This window comes from Comamonas sp. 14P8.1.4 (assembly GCF_057799285.1).
The window spans coordinates 391,302-409,173 of record NZ_JBYOKN010000003.1 but is presented as its reverse complement, the minus strand read 5'-3'; the positions used below and the strand labels follow the sequence as shown (position 1 = coordinate 409,173).

Genomic DNA, 17,872 nt, shown 5'->3' with positions numbered 1-17,872 from the left:
ACGCCAGCGCCTTGCGGCCAGCTGGGGAACAGGTCTTCACGTATCTCTTTCATCCGGACTGTGACCGTCGGCTCTGGAGTTGCACCAGATCTGCTGACCTTGCGCGGCAGTGCCGCCCAAGCGCTCGCGGGCTTGCAGCCAAGGCTGCTTTACCGCCGGTGGGGAATTGCACCCCGCCCTGAGAACGTATGTCGCCCAGCCAAAGACCGGGCGACAAAAGCCATTGTAGGCCGATGTGCCAGGGGGTGGAGTCACTTCGGTTGCGCAGCCCACCGCCAGTGTGGCCACAGCCGCAACAGTCGCTGCAGGCGGCTGAACCACCGACTGGCCCCGTCTGGCGAAGGTGCAGGGGCAACCGTCTCAGTAGCCGCAGGCAGCGCGGCGTGGTGCAGCAGGTAGGCCGGGCCGTGCACGGCGGTGGCTTGCAGCTGTATCTGCTGCGGGGCGCGCCAGCTGTGTCCGGTGCGCAGTGCAAAGCACAGGCCGCCGGACGCAGCCTCCAGCCCCAGCACTGGTGAGGTCTGGATCAGCAGTTGACCGCTGGTGCAGCGCAGTTCAGCGCCTGCGGGCAAGAACAGGGTCAGTGTTTGGCCACAGGCCAGGGGGTGGGGCTGGGGGGAGAGCGACATGCGGTGCCTGTCAGGGAGTGAAATGCATACCGGGCAGTGTCCGGTTTTGGGCGGCAGCGCAACAGGCACAGCGCTGCACTGCAGCAACCGCAGCAGTGCAAAAGGGGGTGGCTTGTTATGGCTGTGATGCCAGTGATCTGTATCTGTTGCAGAACAGATGAGTGGGGCATGATGGGGGCGATATTTGCGACTGGAGAGTGCCCATGTTGACCCCTGTGATGCCATCGCAGCCTTTGTATCGCCGCTTGGCGCACGAGTACGTGCAGGCCATGGCGCTGGGCACGCTGCCACCGGGGGAGCGCATGCCTTCGGTGCGGGAGTTGATGCGGCGCCACCAGGTCAGCCTGTCGACGGCGCTGCAGGTGCTGCGGCATCTGGAGGCCGAAGGCCATCTGCAGGCCAAACCCCGTGTGGGCTATTTTGTGTGCACGCCGGAGGCTGCCAGCACGGTGGCGCTGACCAGTGAGCCCGATCTGAGTCAGCCGGTGCAGCCCAGCGCGCAAGCGCACTTTGTGGGCATCAGCGAGCACATCTCTTTGCTGCTGGAGCGGGGGCGGATCGCCCAGGTGCACATCGACATTGGCGGTTGCACGCCGCCGCCCGGCCTGTTTGACCACCGCTATCTGAACCAGCTGGTGAACCAGCTGCTGCGCGACGACCCCACGCTGCTGGTGCAGGGGCGCTCTTTGCTGGCCAATCAGGGCAATCACCCAGAGTTTCAGCAGGCCATGGCGCGCCGGGCGCTGGCCGCAGGCATTCGCGTAGCGCCTGCCGATGTGCTGGCCACGACGGGCAATTCGGAGGCCGTGAGCCTGGCGCTGGCGGCGGTGGCCTCCCCCGGAGATGTGGTGGCGGTGGAGTCGCCCACCTATTACGGTCTGCTGCAGGTGGTGGAGTCGCTGCAGCTGCAGACGCTGGAGATTCCGTGCAGCCCGCGCACCGGTCTATCGATCGAGGCGCTGGAACTGGCTTTCCAGACCCAGCCGCGTCTCAAAGCCGTGGTGGTGGTGCCCGAGCTGCAGATGCCGCTGGGCACCCGCATGCCCGATGCGCACAAGGCGCGCTTGGTGGCGCTGTGTGTCCAGTACGGGGCTGCATTGATTGAGGATGATTCTTACGGTTTGTTTGTGGAGAATGCACAGCCCGTTAAGCCGCTGAAGGCCTGGGACAGCGTGTCGGGCCATGTGATTTACTGCCAGGCCTTCAACAAAAGCCTGGCACCGGGGCTGCGCCAAGGGTGGATGAATGCCGGGCGCTGGCATGGGCGGGTGCAGATGCTCAAATTTGCGCAAAGCCGCAACACGCAGACGCTGGGGCAACTGGTGGTGGCGCAGGTGCTGGGCTCTCCCATGCATATGCGCAGTCTGGAGCGAATGAAAAAACAGCTCAAGGCGCAGCGCGAGGGCATGGCAAGGCTGGTGGCGCGTTACTTTCCGCTGGGTACGCGCATGAGCTTGCCGGCTGGCGGGCTGTGCCTGTGGCTGGAGCTGCCGCAGGGCTTCTCCAGTGCACAGCTGTTTGGTGATGCGCTGGAGCACGGCATTCGCATTGCGCCGGGCAGCATGTTCTCGAACTCGGGCCGCTATGAACATTGCCTGCGGCTGGCCTGTACCCACCCGGTGGATGCGGTGATGGAGCAGGCTTGTCAGACGCTGGGGGCCATGGCCTGTCAGCAGTTGGGGCAGGCGGTGCGCGGCTAGGCACTTTCTGGCCTGCTGCAAGCAGCCAACAAAAAACCGCCAGCGCTTGCGCGGAGGCGGTTTTTTGAAGGGGAAACAGGCCGAATTACTTCAGCTTGGTTTCCTTGTACTCGACGTGCTTGCGAGCCTTGGGGTCGAACTTCATGATCGACATCTTTTCAGGCATCGTCTTCTTGTTCTTGGTCGTTGTGTAGAAGTGACCTGTGCCAGCAGTCGAAGCCAGCTTGATCTTTTCGCGTCCGCCTTTGGAAGCCATGTTGATTCTCCTTCAGTGGAAATTAAGCTTGGCCACGGGCGCGCATGTCTGCGAGCACGGAGTCGATGCCGTTCTTGTCGATCAAACGCAGAGCAGCGCTGGAAACGCGCAGGCGCACCCAACGGTTTTCTGTTTCAACCCAGAAACGACGGTACTGCAGGTTAGGCAGGAAACGACGCTTGGTCTTGTTGTTGGCGTGGGAAACGTTGTTGCCCACCATGGGCTTCTTGCCCGTAACTTCACATACGCGTGCCATTTGGACACTCCGATATTTGAAACGGCCACCAGCACGGAGATCACACAGAAGTGTGTGATGTGCCAGCAGGCCTCACCTCGCCAGATAAAAGGGTGGCGGTAACCCAAATTTGTCGCACTCTGCAGCTGTTAGCAACCAGCGCTAAATGCAGCAAAGCCCGCGATTATACGGGCTTTGTGAAAAATTGCGTGGCATGACAGGGTTTTAGCCTGCAATGCCCGATGCGGCGCGTGGTTTATTGGTCCAGGAAGCGCTGTGCGTCCAGGGCCGCCATGCAGCCGGTGCCGGCGCTGGTGATGGCCTGGCGGTACACGTCGTCCTGCACGTCACCGGCGGCGAACACGCCGGGGACGCTGGTTTGGGTGGCAAAGCCCTTGCGGCCGCCCTGGGTGACGATGTAGCCACCGTCCAGCTCCAGCTGGCCCTTGAAGATGTCGGTGTTGGGCGAGTGGCCAATGGCGATGAAGCAGCCTTGCAGGGCGATGTCTTCGGTGGTGCCGTTTTGGGTGCTCTTGATGCGGATGCCGGTCACACCGGATTGGTCGCCCAGCACTTCGTCGAGGGTGAAGTGGGTCTTGAGCTCAATCTTGCCTTCCTTGACCTTCTCCATCATCTTGTCGACCAGGATGGGCTCGGCCGTGAACTTGTCGCGACGGTGGATGAGGGTGACCTTGGACGCAATGTTCGACAGGTACAGCGCTTCTTCCACGGCGGTGTTGCCGCCGCCGACCACGCACACAGGTTGCTCGCGGTAGAAGAACCCGTCGCAGGTGGCGCAACCGGAGACACCGCGGCCCATGAAGGCTTCTTCGGAGGGCAGGCCCAGGTACTTGGCCGATGCGCCGGTGGCGATGATCAGGCTGTCGCAGGTGTAGGTGCCGCTGTCACCGGTCAGGGTGAAGGGGCGCTGGGACAGGTCCACGCTGTGGATGTGGTCGAACACCATTTGGGCCTTGAAGCGTTCGGCGTGCTCCATGAAGCGCTGCATCAGCTCAGGGCCTTGCACGCCGTTCACATCGGCGGGCCAGTTGTCCACTTCGGTGGTGGTCATCAGCTGGCCACCTTGGGCCATGCCCGTCACCAACATGGGGTTGAGGTTGGCGCGCGCAGCGTAAATGGCAGCGGTGTAGCCGGCAGGGCCGGAACCCAGAATCAAAACTTTGGCGTGTTGGTTGGTGGACATGTTGCTTTTCTATGAGGATGTTGCGCCGCTGGCGCGACACTGTGGAACACTCGCGCAGCCCGGCTGCAGGCATCAAGGCTTGCAGGGGCCAGTCCTGCATTGTAGAAAGCTGGCGGTGTCCTTGGGATGCGTATCCATAAACTGGCTCATAGCCTCAGGCTAAGGGTTGTGCCAAATCCCGGGGTACCAACATGCTTGCTGCTTTTGCAAGAGTGTGTAACGTAGCGGACAGCACCCCAGGGGCCCCACCTGAGTGAGAAGCACACGGTGCAAGGCTGGCGCACTTTCGCGATTGATGAACATGACCGGCGCCTAAGGTAAGCTCCCATCTGCGTATGACTTATTCCTCCAATGCACTGAACGCCAATTCCAGCAAAACTGCGCCCCGAAATGGGCTGGCGCGGTTTGGCCACGAGATTTGCTTGATCGCAGGTTCGCTGGGCCTGTTCTTCTGGCTGCTGGCGATGTTGAGCTATTCCATCAATGACCCGGCCTGGTCGACGTCGGGCAATAACGACGGTGGGCTGGTGCTCAACTGGATGGGGCGTCTGGGTGCCATCGTGGCCGATGCCTGCTACTTTGGCTTTGGCATGTCGGTGTGGTGGCTGGTGCTGATTGCCATCTATACCCTGGCGCGCTCGGCGCTGCGCTGGATGCGCGGCCAGAGCATGCTGGATGTGATGCTGCCCGAACGCCTGAAATGGTGGGGTGGCGTATTTTTGCTGGTGGGCGTGAGCTGCGCACTGGAATGGTCGCGCCTGTACCGCTTTGAAGCACTGCTGCCCGGCCACGCGGGTGGGGTGATTGGTTATTCGCTGGGCCTGACAGGCGTGCGCTGGCTGGGCTTTACGGGCTCGGGCCTGATTGGCATCGTGCTGATGGTGCTGGCGCTGGCACTGGTCTTCCGTTTTTCCTGGGGGCACTCCGCAGAAAAATTGGGAGCGCGCATCGAAGGTCTGGTAAGACTGAACCAGCAAAAACGTGAAAAAGTCAAAGACTTGGCAGAGGGGCGCAAAGCGGCCCAGGAACGTGCCAAGGTGCTGGAAGAAGAGCGCCACGAGCAGGAAGATGCACACCATGAGCCGGTGCTGATCATCACCCCGGCTGCGCCGGCGGCCACACCGAGTGAGCGGGTGCTCAAGGAGCGCCAAAAGCCCCTGTTCCAGGATTCGCAAATGCACGAAGGCGGCTTGCCGCAGGTGGATTTGCTCGATGCCGCCCCGGCCAAGCAGGAAACCGTGGCCCCCGAGACGCTGGAGATGACCAGCCGCCTGATTGAGAAAAAGCTCAAGGACTTTGGTGTCGAAGTGCGCGTGGTGCAGGCCACGCCCGGCCCGGTGGTCACGCGCTATGAGATTGAGCCCGCTACGGGCGTCAAGGGCTCGCAGGTGGTGAACCTGGCCAAGGATTTGGCGCGTTCGCTGTCGCTGGTGTCGATCCGCGTGATCGAGACCATTCCCGGCAAAAACTACATGGCGCTGGAGCTGCCCAATACCAAGCGCCAGTCGATCCGTCTGTCGGAAGTGCTGGGCTCGCAGGTCTACCACGAGGCCAAGAGCCTGCTGACCATGGGTCTGGGCAAAGACATCGAAGGCAAGCCCGTGGTGGCTGACCTGGCCAAAATGCCCCACGTGCTGGTGGCCGGTACCACGGGTTCCGGCAAATCGGTGGGTATCAATGCCATGATTTTGTCGCTGCTGTACAAGGCCGAGGCCAAGGATGTGCGCCTGCTGATGATTGACCCCAAGATGCTGGAAATGTCGGTCTACGAAGGTATTCCACACCTGCTGGCCCCCGTGGTGACCGATATGAAGATGGCGGCCAATGGCCTGAACTGGTGCGTGGCCGAGATGGAGCGCCGCTACAAGCTGATGTCCAAGCTGGGCGTGCGTAACTTGGCGGGCTACAACACCAAGATTGGTGAAGCCAAGGCAAAGGGCGAAATCATTGGTAACCCGTTCAGCCTGACGCCGGAGTCGCCCGAGCCGCTGGATCGCCTGCCGCACATCGTCATCGTGATCGATGAGCTGGCCGACCTGATGATGGTGGTCGGCAAGAAGATAGAAGAGCTGATTGCCCGCCTGGCGCAAAAGGCGCGAGCAGCCGGTATTCACCTGATTTTGGCCACCCAGCGCCCCAGCGTGGACGTGATTACCGGCCTGATCAAGGCCAACATTCCGACACGTATTGCGTTCCAGGTGTCATCCAAGATTGATAGCCGAACCGTTCTAGACCAGATGGGTGCCGAAAGTCTGCTGGGCATGGGTGACATGCTCTACATGGCCAGCGGCACCGGTCTGCCCATTCGGGTGCACGGCGCCTTTGTCTCGGACGACGAAGTGCACCGCGTGGTGAGCTATCTGAAGGAACAAGGCGAGCCCGATTACATCGAAGGGGTGTTGGAGTCCGCCACGTCGGAAGACGGTGGTGGCGACGGCGAGGGTGGTGAAGGCGGTGAAAAAGACCCCATGTACGACCAGGCCGTGGAAATTGTTTTGAAGGACCGCAAGGCCAGCATCTCGTACGTGCAGCGCAAGCTGCGCATTGGTTACAACCGCTCGGCCAATCTGCTTGAGCAGATGGAGCAGGCAGGGCTGGTGAGTTCGCTCACCAGCAGCGGCCAGCGCGAAGTGCTGGTGCCCGCGCGCTCCGAATAAATTCCTTGTGGCCTTGGCTGCAAGGCGAAAGGATATGGATATGAAAAAGTCGTTGGCGGCGCTGGCCGTTTTGACACTCTTGCCCGTGGCTGTCTGGGCCGATGGCCTGCAAAGCCTGGAGCACTTTATGCGTAACGCCAAGGCAGGCCAGGCGCAGTTCACGCAGACCGTGACGGCCCCGGCCAAGGAAGGCCAGACTGCGCGCAACAAGGTCAGCAGCGGGCAGTTTGAGTTTCAGCGCCCTGGCCAGTTCAAGTTTGTCTACACCAAACCATTTGCACAGACCATCGTGGCCGATGGCAAGACGGTATGGCTGTTCGACGTGGATCTGAACCAGGTCACCCAGCGCAAGCAGGCCGACGCACTGGGCAGCACGCCTGCGGCGATCCTGGCTTCGGCCAACGACCTGGCGGGCTTGCAAAAAGACTTTGCGCTGAAGGCAGTGCCGGATGCGGATGGTTTGCAGTGGGTGGAAGCCACCCCCAAATCGACGGACGGCCAGCTCAAGAGCGTGCGGGTGGGCTTTCAGGGTGAAACCCTGGCCGCCATGGACATTCTGGATGGCTTTGGCCAGCGCTCCGTGATTCGCTTCAACAACCTGCAGGTGCTGCCATCGCTGCCTGCGGCCCACTTCAAGTTTGAAGTGCCGGTGGGCGCAGACATCATGCAGCAGTAACGCTGTACGATGCGAGATTGAAAATTGAGAGCGGCTTGCGCTCGTCAATGCTGACTTTCAAAAGGATTTGATAGGGGAATGAAGGCTGGGTAAGCGATACCAGCTTTGTTTTTCCTAGCGATCCCTATAAAAAAAGCCCCGTTGGCAGCAGCCAGCGGGGCTTTTTTGCAGCAAGGGCCGCGTGCTTAGGCTTGGGGCGCTGGCACGGGGCGGGTGCGATCCAGCACGCCAGCAATCACCAGCACCACCACCACGGGCAGCAGCCAGCTCAGGCCCATGGCACTGCCGGGCAGGTTGTTGAAGAGGGCGGGCACGCTCCAGCCGATGGCCTTGATGGCGTCCACAATGCCGAACACCAGCGCCACGCTCATCACCGGGATGAACACGCGGCGGGGGTGCTTCCACAGCTTGGACATCAGGCCCAGTGCGATCAACGCGATGGCCACGGGGTAGATGCACACCAGCACGGGCACGGCTACGGCAATCAGCTGCGCCAGACCCTGGTTGGCCACGGCGGCGCTGAACACACACAGCACGATCACCACGGTGCGGTAGGACACGCCCAGCAAGGTGCTGAAGTAGGTGGAGCACGCGCTCACCAGGCCCACGCCGGTGGTCAGGCAGGCCAGCAAGATCACGGCGGCCAGCAGCACAATGCCGCCCGTGCCAAAGGTGCGCTCGACATAGGCGGTCAGAATCTGCACGCCGCTGGCGTCAGCGGGCACGACGGTGCCGCTCATGGCGCCCAGGTAGATCAGCGATACATAGACCAAGCCCAGACCAATGGCTGCAATGATGCCGGCCATGATGGTGTAGCGCGTGTGCAGGCGGGTGTCGGTCACGCCAGCGGCCTTGATGGAGGTCACAATCAAAATGCCAAACACCAGCGAAGCCAGGGCATCCATGGTCTGGTAGCCCTGCACAAAACCTTGTCCCAGTGCCTTGCCGAAGCTGTTGTAGGCCTCCACGGCGGCGGTGATGTCGCCAGCCGGGGCGATGGCTGCAGCGCCACCCAAAATGGCCAGCACCACAATCAGCGCGGGGGTGATGATCTTGCCGATGTTGTCCATCAGCTTGCCGGGGAACAGCGACAGCACCATGACCAGTGCAAAGTAGCCCACGGTGAAGGCCAGCAGCGCGCCTGGGGTGTTGCCGGTGAACGGCGCCATGCCCACTTCAAACGACACCGTGGCCGTGCGTGGGGTGGCAAAGAAGGGGCCGATCGTCAGGTAGATCGACAGGCCCATCAGTGTGCCGGCCAGCTTGCCGATGGGGCTGGTCAGGGTGTCCAGACCACCGCCCACGCGCGCCAGGGCCACCACGCCCAGCAGGGGCAGGCCCACGCCGGTCAGCAAAAAGCCCAGGGCGGCCGACCACTGGAATTCCCCGGCCGCCAAGCCTACGCTGGGGGGGAAGATGATGTTGCCTGCGCCCAGGAACAGTGCAAAAGTCATGAAGCCGAGGGCGACGATGTCCCGCGTCTTGAGTGTTTTCATGGGAAAGACCGAAATGCCTCATTCACCGCTGCGGGGTCAGTGCAGACGGAAGCTGTGTTGCGAATCAAAGGGATCCGCGGATCGCAGTGGGTGATCGCTGAAGGCGCGTATCGCGCACGGTCAGGATGAAGGTGGCGTTGCCGTGCGTGGATCGCAGCGCAGGCAAGCAGAGGGTGCATGGCTGCCGTTAAGCTTGTGGCTTGTCGGCAGGTGATGCGGTCTTCCAAGCCGGTGGTGGTAGCCATCGCGCAAGAAGTGCAAGAATCCGCTGAAGTACCTATTTTGCTGCATATAAAGTTTTGTTATATGGCGAAGTCAAAACAACCCTGAAAGGTGCAGTCAATTTGTTCAATGTCAACTCAACGCGTGATGCGGCTTTGCACCAACCGCTGGCCGAGCGCCTGCGCCCCCGCACCTTGGGCGAAGTGGTGGGGCAGCAGCAGGTGTTGGGTGCGGGCATGCCCTTGCGGCTGGCTTTTGAGTCGGGTCGCCCGCACAGCTGCATCCTGTGGGGGCCGCCTGGTGTGGGTAAAACCACGATCGCCCGCCTCATGGCGGATGCGTTTGATGCGCAGTTCATTGCCATCAGCGCCGTGCTGGGCGGGGTCAAGGACATCCGTGAGGCGGTCGAAAAGGCCGAAGCCGCCCGCAGCGGCCTGATGCCGCAGCGCACCATCGTGTTTGTGGACGAGGTGCACCGCTTCAACAAAAGCCAGCAGGATGCTTTTTTGCCGCATGTGGAGAGCGGCTTGTTCACCTTCATCGGTGCCACGACCGAAAACCCGTCGTTCGAAGTGAATTCGGCGTTGCTCTCGCGGGCGGCGGTCTATGTGCTGCAGAGCCTGGCGGCGGACGATTTGAAGAAAATAGTGGCTAAAGCGCAGGCGCTGCAAGCGGTTCCAGCTATGGAAGATGAAGCGATGGAGCGGCTGATTGCCTACGCCGATGGCGATGCGCGGCGGCTGCTGAACACGCTGGAGACGCTGTCCATCACCGCCGAGCAGGCGCAGATCGGCACCATCACCGATGCCTGGCTGCTGCAGGTGCTGGGTGAGCGCATGCGCCGCTATGACAAGGGCGGCGAGCAGTTCTACGACACCATCAGTGCGCTGCACAAATCGGTGCGCGGCTCAGACCCTGACGCCGCTTTGTACTGGCTGGTGCGCATGCTGGACGGTGGTGCCGACCCGCGCTACATGGCGCGGCGCATTGTGCGCATGGCCTGGGAAGACATTGGCCTGGCGGACCCGCGCGCCATGCAGATCGCCAACGATGCAGCCCTGACCTATGAGCGCCTGGGTAGCCCCGAGGGTGAGCTGGCACTGGCCCAGGCTGTGCTCTATCTGGCGGTGGCGCCCAAGAGCAATGCGGGCTACCAAGCCTATAACCAGATGAAGGCACTGGTCAAAACCGAGGGCACGCGCCCCATTCCCATGCACCTGCGCAATGCGCCCACCCAGATGATGAAAGATCTGGACTGGGGCAAAGGCTACCGCTACGCCCACGATGAAGAAGGTGGCTTTGCAGCCGGGGAGGATTACTTTCCAGAGGGCATGGACAATCCCCACGTTTACCAGCCGGTGCCCCGAGGGATGGAAATCAAGATTGGGGAAAAGCTGGCCCATTTGCGGCAGTTGAATGCCGCATCGCCCCAGCGCCGAAAGCCCTGAGGCGGGATGTGGGTGCAGTTGTTGCTGCACTGCAACAACTTGGGTGGTGTGCGGCGGATCAAGCAGGTTTTTTGCAAAGACTGCCGCACAAACCACGGACAAGCAGCGTGTACTCACGTTGCACGGGTTTGTTACAAATGATGTCACGCAACTGTCATAAAAATTTAATTAAATCTTCATGGCGTTGTCATGGAAAATCCCGGCACACGCACGGTGGTCATGCTGACTGGCAGCACCGTGCACTTCAAGGCAATTTGTTACGCAGCTTTTCTGGGGCATCGGCTTCAATCGATGTGGCACGGGCTGCCTGACACGCACCATTTTCTGCAGCCTACGCGCATGGCGTGTGGGCTGTTTACCTTTCATTCGCACTCTTCCTTTTAAGGAGCGTTCATGCTGTTTGGCAAGCTCTTGCCGCGCGAAGGCAATTTTTTCGAAATGTTCAATCAACATGCGGATCGCATTGTTGAGGCCGCGCGCGCCTTCTCTCAATTGGTGGCCAACTACAACGACCCCCATCTGCGCGAGAAATACAACAGCGATGTGGACAACGCCGAGCGCGCTGCCGATCGCGTGACGCACGAAGTCAGCAAAACGCTGCACCAGACCTTCATCACGCCCATCGACCGCGAACACATCCACAGCCTGATCAACAGCATGGATGATGTGGCCGACCTGATTCAGGACTCGGCAGAAGCCATGGCGCTGTACGACATCCGCACCATGACCGATGAAATCCATCGCCTGACGGATCTGAGCCTAAAGTGCTGCGAGCGTCTGCGCGATGCCGTGAAGCTGCTGGACCACATCGCCGATCAAAGCACGGCCGAAGCGGCGCTGAAGACCTGCGAAGAAATCGACCGTCTGGAATCCGATGCCGACCGCGTGCTGCGCGCGGCCATGAGCAAGCTGTTCCGTGAAGAGCCCGATGTGCGTGAGCTGATCAAGCTCAAGGCCGTCTACGAACTGATGGAAACCATCACCGACAAGTGCGAAGACGTGGCCAACATCATCGAGGGCATCGTCCTCGAGAACTCCTGATCGACCAGCACGGGGAATCCTGAACATGGAAACCGTACAAGCCGCCCTGTGGGTGGTCATTTTGCTGGTGGCAATGGCGCTGGTGTTCGATTTCATGAATGGTTTTCATGATGCAGCGAACTCGATTGCGACCGTGGTCTCGACCGGCGTGCTCAAGCCCACGCAAGCCGTGGTGTTTGCAGCGTTTTTCAACTTCGTCGCCATTTTTGTCTTCCACCTGAGCGTGGCAGCCACGGTGGGTAAAGGCATTGTGAATCCGGGCATTGTGGACACGCACGTGGTCTTCGGCGCCCTGGCTGGTGCCATTGTCTGGAACCTGATCACCTGGTACTACGGCATTCCCTCCAGCTCCTCGCATGCGCTGATCGGCGGCATTGTGGGTGCGGTGATTGCCAAGGCGGGCACGGGCTCGCTGGTCGCCAGCGGCATTCTCAAGGTGGTGGCGTTTATCTTTATCTCACCGTTGCTGGGTTTTTTGTTTGGCTCGTTGATGATGGTGGTGGTGGCCTGGATGTTCCGCCGCTCCCGCCCCAACAAGGTGGATAAGTGGTTCCGCCGCTTGCAGCTGGTGTCTGCGGGTGCGTATTCGCTGGGCCATGGTGGCAACGATGCGCAAAAGACCATCGGTATCATCTGGCTGCTGCTGATTGCCACGGGGTATGCCTCGTCGGGTGATGCCGCACCTCCGCTGTGGACCATCATCAGCTGCTACGCAGCCATTGGTATGGGCACCATGTTTGGTGGCTGGCGCATTGTGAAGACCATGGGGCAGAAGATCACCAAGCTCAAGCCTGTGGGCGGTTTCTGTGCTGAAACCGGCGGCGCCATGACGCTGTTCTTTGCCACGTTCCTGGGCGTTCCGGTCTCCACCACGCACACCATCACCGGTGCGATTGTGGGTGTGGGCTCCACCCAGCGCATGAGCGCTGTGCGCTGGGGCGTTGCTGGCAACATCGTCTGGGCCTGGATCTTGACCATTCCTGCCAGCGCCTTTGTGGCTGCGGTGGCGTACTGGGTCAGCCTGCAGCTGTACTAAGCACAAACCGGTCTGTAATGGTTTGAGGAGCGCCTTGCGCTGATAAAACAAGGACTTCAAAGTGAAAACACTTTGAAGTCCTTTTTATTTGTACGCTATTTGCTATGTCTTTGCGAGTGCTGCGTTACTGCGAGATCTTGCGTGCCTCTTCGATCTGGTATTCAAAATAGTGCTGAAAACTGTAGGCCAGGCTGGCCATGAGCACTGCTGCGCCAACCATCAAAGCCATGGCAATGGCGCCGATGGTGAGCCAGTGGGTGCTGCCGCTGGCCGCATCGCGCGGGGCTTGGGGGTTGTGGCGGGCATTCCATTGTTCCGGGCTTTTAAGGCCGTACACGATGGCCACCAGCGCGCACGTCGCCATGGTGAAGCCCAGCAGTGGAATCAGCACCCAGCTGAGCTGGTCGTCCTGCCCCAGCGCTTGCACGCGCTGAATGCCGTAGAGTCCCAGCGCCGTGGGGATGGGTAGCAGCCAGCCCAGGGTGTCACCCAGCCCGTGCAGATAAAACCGGTGCAGGCCCAAAGGCCCGCCGACGAACGCCAGCCATGCTGCAACAGTCTTGTTTTTCATGTCCCCATTATTCGGGCGAGCTGCTGTCGCCCGCACCTAGGGACTTCTCCATCATCACCACATCCAGCCAGCGCTCAAACTTCCAGCCCACGCTGCGCAGCGTGCCGGCATGGGCAAAGCCCGCGGCGCGGTGCACGCCAATGGAGCCGGCGTTGGCACTGTCGCCAATTACGGCAATCAGCTTGCGCACGTCAGCGGCTTCGCACTCGCGGCACAAGGCATCGAGCAGCAGGCGCCCCACGCCCTGGCCACGCGCGGCGTCGGTGACATAGATCGAATCCTCAGCAGAAAAACGAAAGGCTGGGCGGGGTTTGAACCAGTTGGCATAGGCATAGCCCAGGATGCTCCCGTCTTCCGCTTCGGCCACCAGCCAGGGAAGATGCTTGTCCAGCACGTCTTGGCGGCGTGCCGACATATCGCTCAAAGTGGGGGGCTCGTTCTCGAAAGTGCCAGTGCCGTGCAGCACGTGGTGGCGGTAAATGGCCGTAATGGCCGGTAAATCGAGAGGCTGGCTTGCACGAATAGTGGGCATGGAAATCAGAAACCTATATAATCACCGTTTTCGGCGTGTCGCTGGCCGGGTGGCCATGTCGCGTGTCTCAAACGTCGTAAAAACTCTTGCAGCAAATTTGCTGCGACCACCCGAAGGATAAATCATGGTCGTTATTCGACTCTCCCGCGGCGGCTCTAAGGCTCGTCCGTTCTTCAACATCATCGCTGTTGATAAGCGCGTGCGTCGTGATGGCGCTTGCATCGAGCGTCTGGGTTTCTACAACCCTAACGCACGTGGCGCTGAAGAAGGTCTGCGCGTTGCGCTGGACCGCGTGGCTTATTGGAAGGGCGTTGGCGCCCAGGCTTCCGACACTGTCGAACGCCTGGTCAAGCAAGCTGCCGCTAAGGCCGCTGCTTAATTAGCACCCCCATTGAAAACGGGTTCCGTTAGCTAGTCTGACGGAACCCGTTTTTTCTTTTTCTCGTCTTTGATCGATTCCCATGAGCCACATGCCTGAACTTGAATCCGCAGCGCTGCCTGAAGATGCGGTGGAGATAGGTCGCATTGCGGACGCTTGGGGCGTGAAGGGCTGGTTCAAGGTCATTGCCTACAGCGCAGACCCTGAAGCCCTGTTCACAGCCAAGCAATGGTTTTTGCTGCCTGCTGAAAAAGGGGCCAAGAATTTTGTCGGTACGGTGCTGCTGCCCGTCAAGCAGGTGCGCCCGCATTCGGACACCATCGTCGCCACCTCCCCGGCAGTGCCCGATCGCAATGCTGCGGAAGCGCTGCGTGGCGCTCGCATTTTTGTAGCACGCGAGCACTTTCCCAAAACCGATGATGGTGAGTACTACTGGGTGGATCTGATGGGTCTGCAGGTGCGCAACCGCGAAGGGGTGGCACTGGGTGTGGTCAAAGAGTTGCTGGCGACCGGCCCACAGACCACCTTGGTGCTGGGCTATGAAGAAGATGGCAAAGAGCGCGAACGCATGATCCCCTTTGTTGACGCCTATATCGACAGTGTCGATATCTCCGGTAAAACCATCACCGCAGACTGGCAGCCTGACTACTAAGCCGAATGGACGGTAATTGCCCCATGCGTTTTGACATCATCACCTTGTTTCCCGAAATGTTTGGCCCCTTCCTGGAGAGCGGGGTAACGCGCCGTGCCTATGGCTCGGGGCAGGTGGCGGTGCATTTGTGGAATCCGCGTGATTACGCGACAGGCAACTACCGCCGTGTCGATGACCGCCCTTTTGGTGGTGGCCCAGGCATGGTCATGATGGCTGAGCCGCTGCAGCACTGCATCGACGCCATTCACGCGGCGCGCGTGGATGCCGGTGAAGTAACACCGCCCCCCGTGCTGCTGTTTTCTCCCATTGGCACCACGCTCAAGCACGAGGTGGTGGCGCAGTGGGGTGAGAGTCAGGGTGCCATCTTGCTGTGTGGCCGCTATGAGGGTATTGACCAGCGTTTTATCGACAAGCACGTCACGCATCAGCTGAGTCTGGGTGATTTTGTGTTGTCTGGCGGCGAGCTGGCAGCCATGGTGCTGCTGGATGCGGTAACGCGCTTGCAGCCTGGGGTGCTCAACGACGAAGGCAGTTTTCAGCAAGACAGCTTCAACCCTGCGCTGGATGGCATGCTGGACTGCCCACACTACACCCGCCCTGAGGTGTGGGATGGCCAGGAGGTACCGGCTGCGCTGCTGTCGGGTCACCATGCCCACATTGAGCGCTGGCGCCGTGACCAGCGCTTGCGCATCACCAGTCAGCACCGCCCGGAGTTGGTGGAGCAAGCCCGCCAGAATGGTTGCCTGAATGCCAAGGACGAAGGGTTTTTGGCAAAAAACGCGGGCCAGCTATAATCCCCGGTTCTTCGATCCTATATCCGGCCGCTGCATCGGTATGAATGCAGCCATTGCCTCAATCCCGAGGCTTGCCAATCCTGGCGCGGACACGATCGAGTTGGATAAATCATGAATCTGATCCAGACTCTTGAGCAAGAAGAAATTGCTCGCCTGAACAAGACCATCCCTTCCTTCGCGCCTGGTGACACCGTGATCGTGTCCGTGAACGTGGTTGAAGGTGCTCGCAAGCGCGTGCAGGCTTTCGAAGGCGTGGTGATCGCTAAGCGTAACCGTGGTCTGAACAGCGCTTTCACAGTGCGTAAGATCTCTTCCGGTGAAGGCGTTGAGCGTACTTTCCAAACTTACTCCCCCATCATCGCTGGTGTGGAAGTGAAGCGCCGTGGTGACGTGCGCCGTGCCAAGCTGTACTACCTGCGTGAGCGCAGCGGTAAGTCGGCACGTATCAAGGAAAAGCTGCCACAACGCGTTAACAAGGCTGCTGTCGCAGCTGCGTAATTCGCGTCAGCCTTTTCAGGCAAAAGCCGCTACAGTTCGCTGTGGCGGCTTTTTTTATGCCCGCGGAGATGCTTCTTGCCTTCTAGTTCAGCACCCCAGCGGTCCGGTTTGGCGGCCCGTATTCCTGATTTCGATCCGCGCAAAGTACCCGTGGTGGGGGCAGATCTGCACTTGCCGGCCATCCCCTTGTCGGGGCAAACGCCGCAGGCTTTGCGAGCACGCTTTGCCCAGCCACCGTTGTGGCAGCCCGAGGTGCGCAAGGAAGGGCGCTTTGCAGACCGCCAGCCAGCCCATGCTGCCGTGCTGGTGCCCCTGGTAGTGCGCGAGGAATTGACGGTATTGCTCACGCAGCGCACGCAGCAGCTGTCCACGCACTCTGGCCAGGTGGCGTTCCCGGGTGGCAAGCAGGACCCCGAAGACCAGGATGCGATTGCCACGGCTTTGCGCGAAGCCCAGGAAGAGGTGGGGCTCGATGCGCGGCAGGTAGAAGTGCTGGGCAGCCTGCCGGTGTATGAAACGGGCTCAGCGTTCATCGTGACGCCGGTGGTGGCCTTGGTACAACCCGATGTGCGTTTGACACCCAACCCCTATGAGGTGGCGGACGTGTTCGAGGTCCCGCTGCGCTTTTTGCTGGACCCGGCCAACCACCAGCGGCACCGCCTGCAATGGCAGGGCTGGGAGCGCGAATGGTTTTCCATGCCCTATGACGACGCTGGGCACGAGCGCTATATCTGGGGTGCGACAGCCGGTATGCTGCGCAATTTCTACCGTTTTATGGCGGCTTGAAGCGCGGGGCACAGGTTTGCTGTGGCGCTGAGAATGCTTGCCAGTATCATCACCCTATGAGTTTCTTTGCCATCTTGCTTGCCCTGTTGTTGGAACAAGCCCGGCCGCTGTCACGGGAGAACCCCGTGCATGCGGGTATCCGGGCCTGGTCTGTGTCCGTGCGCCGCAATTTTGATGCGGGGCGAGAACACCATGGCTGGGTGGCCTGGGGCTTGGCGATGGTTCCGCCGCTGTTGCTGGTGGTGGGGGTCTACTGGCTGTTGATGCGCTGGGTGGGCTGGCCCGTGGCCATGCTGTGGAATGTGGTGGTGTTGTATGTCACGCTGGGCTTCAGGCAGTTCAGTCACCACTTCACGCGCATCCGTGATGCGCTGGACAACGGGGACGAGCAAGCGGCCCGCGAAGCGCTGGCCGAGTGGCGCCAGGTGGATGCCTCGGAAGTGCCGCGCAGCGAAGTGGTGCGCCACGTCATTGAATATTCGGTGCTCAGTGCGCACCGCCATGTGTTTGGCGTGCTGTTCTGGTTTGCGCTGCTGGCAGCGCTGGGGATGGGGCCAGCTGGCGCTGTGCTGTACCGTTTGGCGGAATATCTTTCCCGGTATTGGTCGCGCAAATCCATCGCAGGGGCTGCGCCAGTGAGCGAGCGCCTGCAGCGCTCAGCCAAGCAGGCGTGGACGGTGATTGACTGGCTGCCAGCGCGCATGACGGCCATGGGCTTTGCCGTCGTGGGCAGTTTTGAAGATGCGATCGATGGCTGGCGCTTTCACACCAAGCATTTCCCCAACGACAACGATGGCGTGATCTTGGCGGCCACGGCGGGTGCCATCAATGTGCGGCTGGGTGGCGAGGCATTGAAGATGCGTGAAAACATCGATGTGGCGCCCATCTATGACGATGAAGAGACCTGGCAGGAGCCAGGTGTGACGCCAGGGCGTGAGGCCGAAATTGGTCACCTGCGCTCTGTGGTCGGGCTGGTCTGGCGCAGCGTGGTGGTGTGGATGCTGCTGCTGGCCCTGCTGAGTCTGGCGCGCTTGATTGGTTAATTGATAGCTGGTGACGC

The 17,872-nt window shown here is 60.7% G+C and carries 21 protein-coding genes and 1 riboswitch; of the genes, 13 read left to right on the top strand and 8 right to left on the bottom strand.

Translation table 11 applies throughout. The features are described 5' to 3' along the window. Positions 1–36: 36 nt before the first annotated feature. Positions 37–190: riboswitch (FMN riboswitch) on the bottom strand. A gap of 61 nt (positions 191–251) precedes the next feature. Then, positions 252–629, bottom strand: coding sequence for a hypothetical protein (locus tag AC27VO_RS08925; RefSeq protein WP_488666346.1), 378 nt, complete (start codon positions 627–629; stop codon positions 252–254). 203 nt (positions 630–832) lie between these two features. Between AC27VO_RS08925 and AC27VO_RS08920 the strand changes: the two genes are divergently transcribed. Beyond that, positions 833–2,329 carry an aminotransferase-like domain-containing protein gene (locus tag AC27VO_RS08920; protein ID WP_488666345.1) on the top strand — a complete coding sequence of 499 codons (1,497 nt, stop codon included), beginning with the start codon at positions 833–835 and terminating at the stop codon, positions 2,327–2,329. Between the two features lie 85 nt (positions 2,330–2,414). Here AC27VO_RS08920 and rpmG read toward each other — a convergent pair whose 3' ends face one another. The 3 genes from rpmG to trxB form a co-directional block, all read right to left on the bottom strand. Beyond that, on the bottom strand, positions 2,415–2,585 hold the full coding sequence (rpmG, locus tag AC27VO_RS08915; RefSeq protein WP_120966500.1) for a 50S ribosomal protein L33: 171 nt from the start codon (positions 2,583–2,585) through the stop codon (positions 2,415–2,417). A 22-nt stretch (positions 2,586–2,607) separates the two neighbouring features. Further along, positions 2,608–2,841, bottom strand: coding sequence for a 50S ribosomal protein L28 (gene rpmB / locus AC27VO_RS08910; RefSeq protein WP_066539714.1), 234 nt, complete (start codon positions 2,839–2,841; stop codon positions 2,608–2,610). Positions 2,842–3,076: 235 nt separating this feature from the next. Beyond that, positions 3,077–4,024, bottom strand: a complete 948-nt coding sequence (gene trxB, locus AC27VO_RS08905; RefSeq protein ID WP_488666344.1) for a thioredoxin-disulfide reductase — start codon at positions 4,022–4,024, stop codon at positions 3,077–3,079. Between the two features lie 335 nt (positions 4,025–4,359). Between trxB and AC27VO_RS08900 the strand changes: the two genes are divergently transcribed. Further along, entirely contained in the window at positions 4,360–6,681 is a 2,322-nt protein-coding gene (locus AC27VO_RS08900) for a DNA translocase FtsK (protein ID WP_488666343.1), read from the top strand. A gap of 40 nt (positions 6,682–6,721) precedes the next feature. Next, complete coding sequence (lolA, locus tag AC27VO_RS08895) at positions 6,722–7,357, top strand: outer membrane lipoprotein periplasmic chaperone LolA (protein WP_488666342.1); 636 nt, start codon at positions 6,722–6,724, stop codon at positions 7,355–7,357. Positions 7,358–7,542: 185 nt separating this feature from the next. Here lolA and brnQ read toward each other — a convergent pair whose 3' ends face one another. Then, on the bottom strand, positions 7,543–8,853 hold the full coding sequence (brnQ, locus tag AC27VO_RS08890) for a branched-chain amino acid transport system II carrier protein (RefSeq protein ID WP_488666341.1): 1,311 nt from the start codon (positions 8,851–8,853) through the stop codon (positions 7,543–7,545). A 177-nt stretch (positions 8,854–9,030) separates the two neighbouring features. On the opposite strand from brnQ, the gene AC27VO_RS08885 reads away from it, so the two are divergent. Both AC27VO_RS08885 and AC27VO_RS08880 read left to right on the top strand, forming a co-directional pair. Next, positions 9,031–9,183 (top strand): hypothetical protein, encoded by a 153-nt coding sequence (locus AC27VO_RS08885; protein WP_488666340.1) that lies wholly within the window; start codon positions 9,031–9,033, stop codon positions 9,181–9,183. A 14-nt stretch (positions 9,184–9,197) separates the two neighbouring features. Continuing rightward, complete coding sequence (locus tag AC27VO_RS08880) at positions 9,198–10,523, top strand: replication-associated recombination protein A (protein WP_488666339.1); 1,326 nt, start codon at positions 9,198–9,200, stop codon at positions 10,521–10,523. Between the two features lie 168 nt (positions 10,524–10,691). On the opposite strand, the gene AC27VO_RS08875 is transcribed toward AC27VO_RS08880, so the two are convergent. Next, the gene (locus AC27VO_RS08875) at positions 10,692–10,976 is read right to left on the bottom strand and encodes a hypothetical protein (RefSeq protein WP_488666429.1); all 285 of its coding nucleotides are present in this window, start codon (positions 10,974–10,976) and stop codon (positions 10,692–10,694) included. Here AC27VO_RS08875 and AC27VO_RS08870 point away from each other — a divergent pair. Continuing rightward, positions 10,917–11,564, top strand: a complete 648-nt coding sequence (locus tag AC27VO_RS08870) for a DUF47 domain-containing protein (RefSeq protein ID WP_488666338.1) — start codon at positions 10,917–10,919, stop codon at positions 11,562–11,564. The two genes, AC27VO_RS08875 and AC27VO_RS08870, sit on opposite strands and share 60 nt — an antisense overlap. 25 nt (positions 11,565–11,589) lie before the next feature. Beyond that, positions 11,590–12,600 carry an inorganic phosphate transporter gene (locus AC27VO_RS08865; protein ID WP_488666337.1) on the top strand — a complete coding sequence of 337 codons (1,011 nt, stop codon included), beginning with the start codon at positions 11,590–11,592 and terminating at the stop codon, positions 12,598–12,600. Between the two features lie 124 nt (positions 12,601–12,724). Here AC27VO_RS08865 and AC27VO_RS08860 read toward each other — a convergent pair whose 3' ends face one another. After that, the gene (locus AC27VO_RS08860; protein WP_488666336.1) at positions 12,725–13,171 is read right to left on the bottom strand and encodes a TM2 domain-containing protein; all 447 of its coding nucleotides are present in this window, start codon (positions 13,169–13,171) and stop codon (positions 12,725–12,727) included. Positions 13,172–13,178: 7 nt separating this feature from the next. Beyond that, a complete protein-coding gene (locus AC27VO_RS08855) occupies positions 13,179–13,703 on the bottom strand; it encodes a GNAT family N-acetyltransferase (protein ID WP_488666335.1) in 525 nt (174 codons plus the stop codon). Positions 13,704–13,827: 124 nt separating this feature from the next. On the opposite strand from AC27VO_RS08855, the gene rpsP reads away from it, so the two are divergent. The 6 genes from rpsP (at position 13,828) to AC27VO_RS08825 (ending at position 17,855) form a co-directional block, all read left to right on the top strand. After that, a complete protein-coding gene (gene rpsP, locus AC27VO_RS08850; RefSeq protein WP_488666334.1) occupies positions 13,828–14,082 on the top strand; it encodes a 30S ribosomal protein S16 in 255 nt (84 codons plus the stop codon). 82 nt (positions 14,083–14,164) lie between these two features. After that, positions 14,165–14,734, top strand: a complete 570-nt coding sequence (rimM, locus tag AC27VO_RS08845; protein WP_488666333.1) for a ribosome maturation factor RimM — start codon at positions 14,165–14,167, stop codon at positions 14,732–14,734. Positions 14,735–14,757: 23 nt separating this feature from the next. Further along, complete coding sequence (trmD, locus tag AC27VO_RS08840; RefSeq protein ID WP_488666332.1) at positions 14,758–15,528, top strand: tRNA (guanosine(37)-N1)-methyltransferase TrmD; 771 nt, start codon at positions 14,758–14,760, stop codon at positions 15,526–15,528. 111 nt (positions 15,529–15,639) lie between these two features. Beyond that, positions 15,640–16,026 carry a 50S ribosomal protein L19 gene (gene rplS / locus AC27VO_RS08835; protein ID WP_488666331.1) on the top strand — a complete coding sequence of 129 codons (387 nt, stop codon included), beginning with the start codon at positions 15,640–15,642 and terminating at the stop codon, positions 16,024–16,026. Positions 16,027–16,101: 75 nt separating this feature from the next. Next, positions 16,102–16,812, top strand: a complete 711-nt coding sequence (locus AC27VO_RS08830) for a CoA pyrophosphatase (protein ID WP_488666330.1) — start codon at positions 16,102–16,104, stop codon at positions 16,810–16,812. 56 nt (positions 16,813–16,868) lie between these two features. Next, positions 16,869–17,855, top strand: a complete 987-nt coding sequence (locus AC27VO_RS08825) for a CobD/CbiB family protein (protein ID WP_488666329.1) — start codon at positions 16,869–16,871, stop codon at positions 17,853–17,855. The last annotated feature ends 17 nt before the right edge of the window (positions 17,856–17,872 follow it).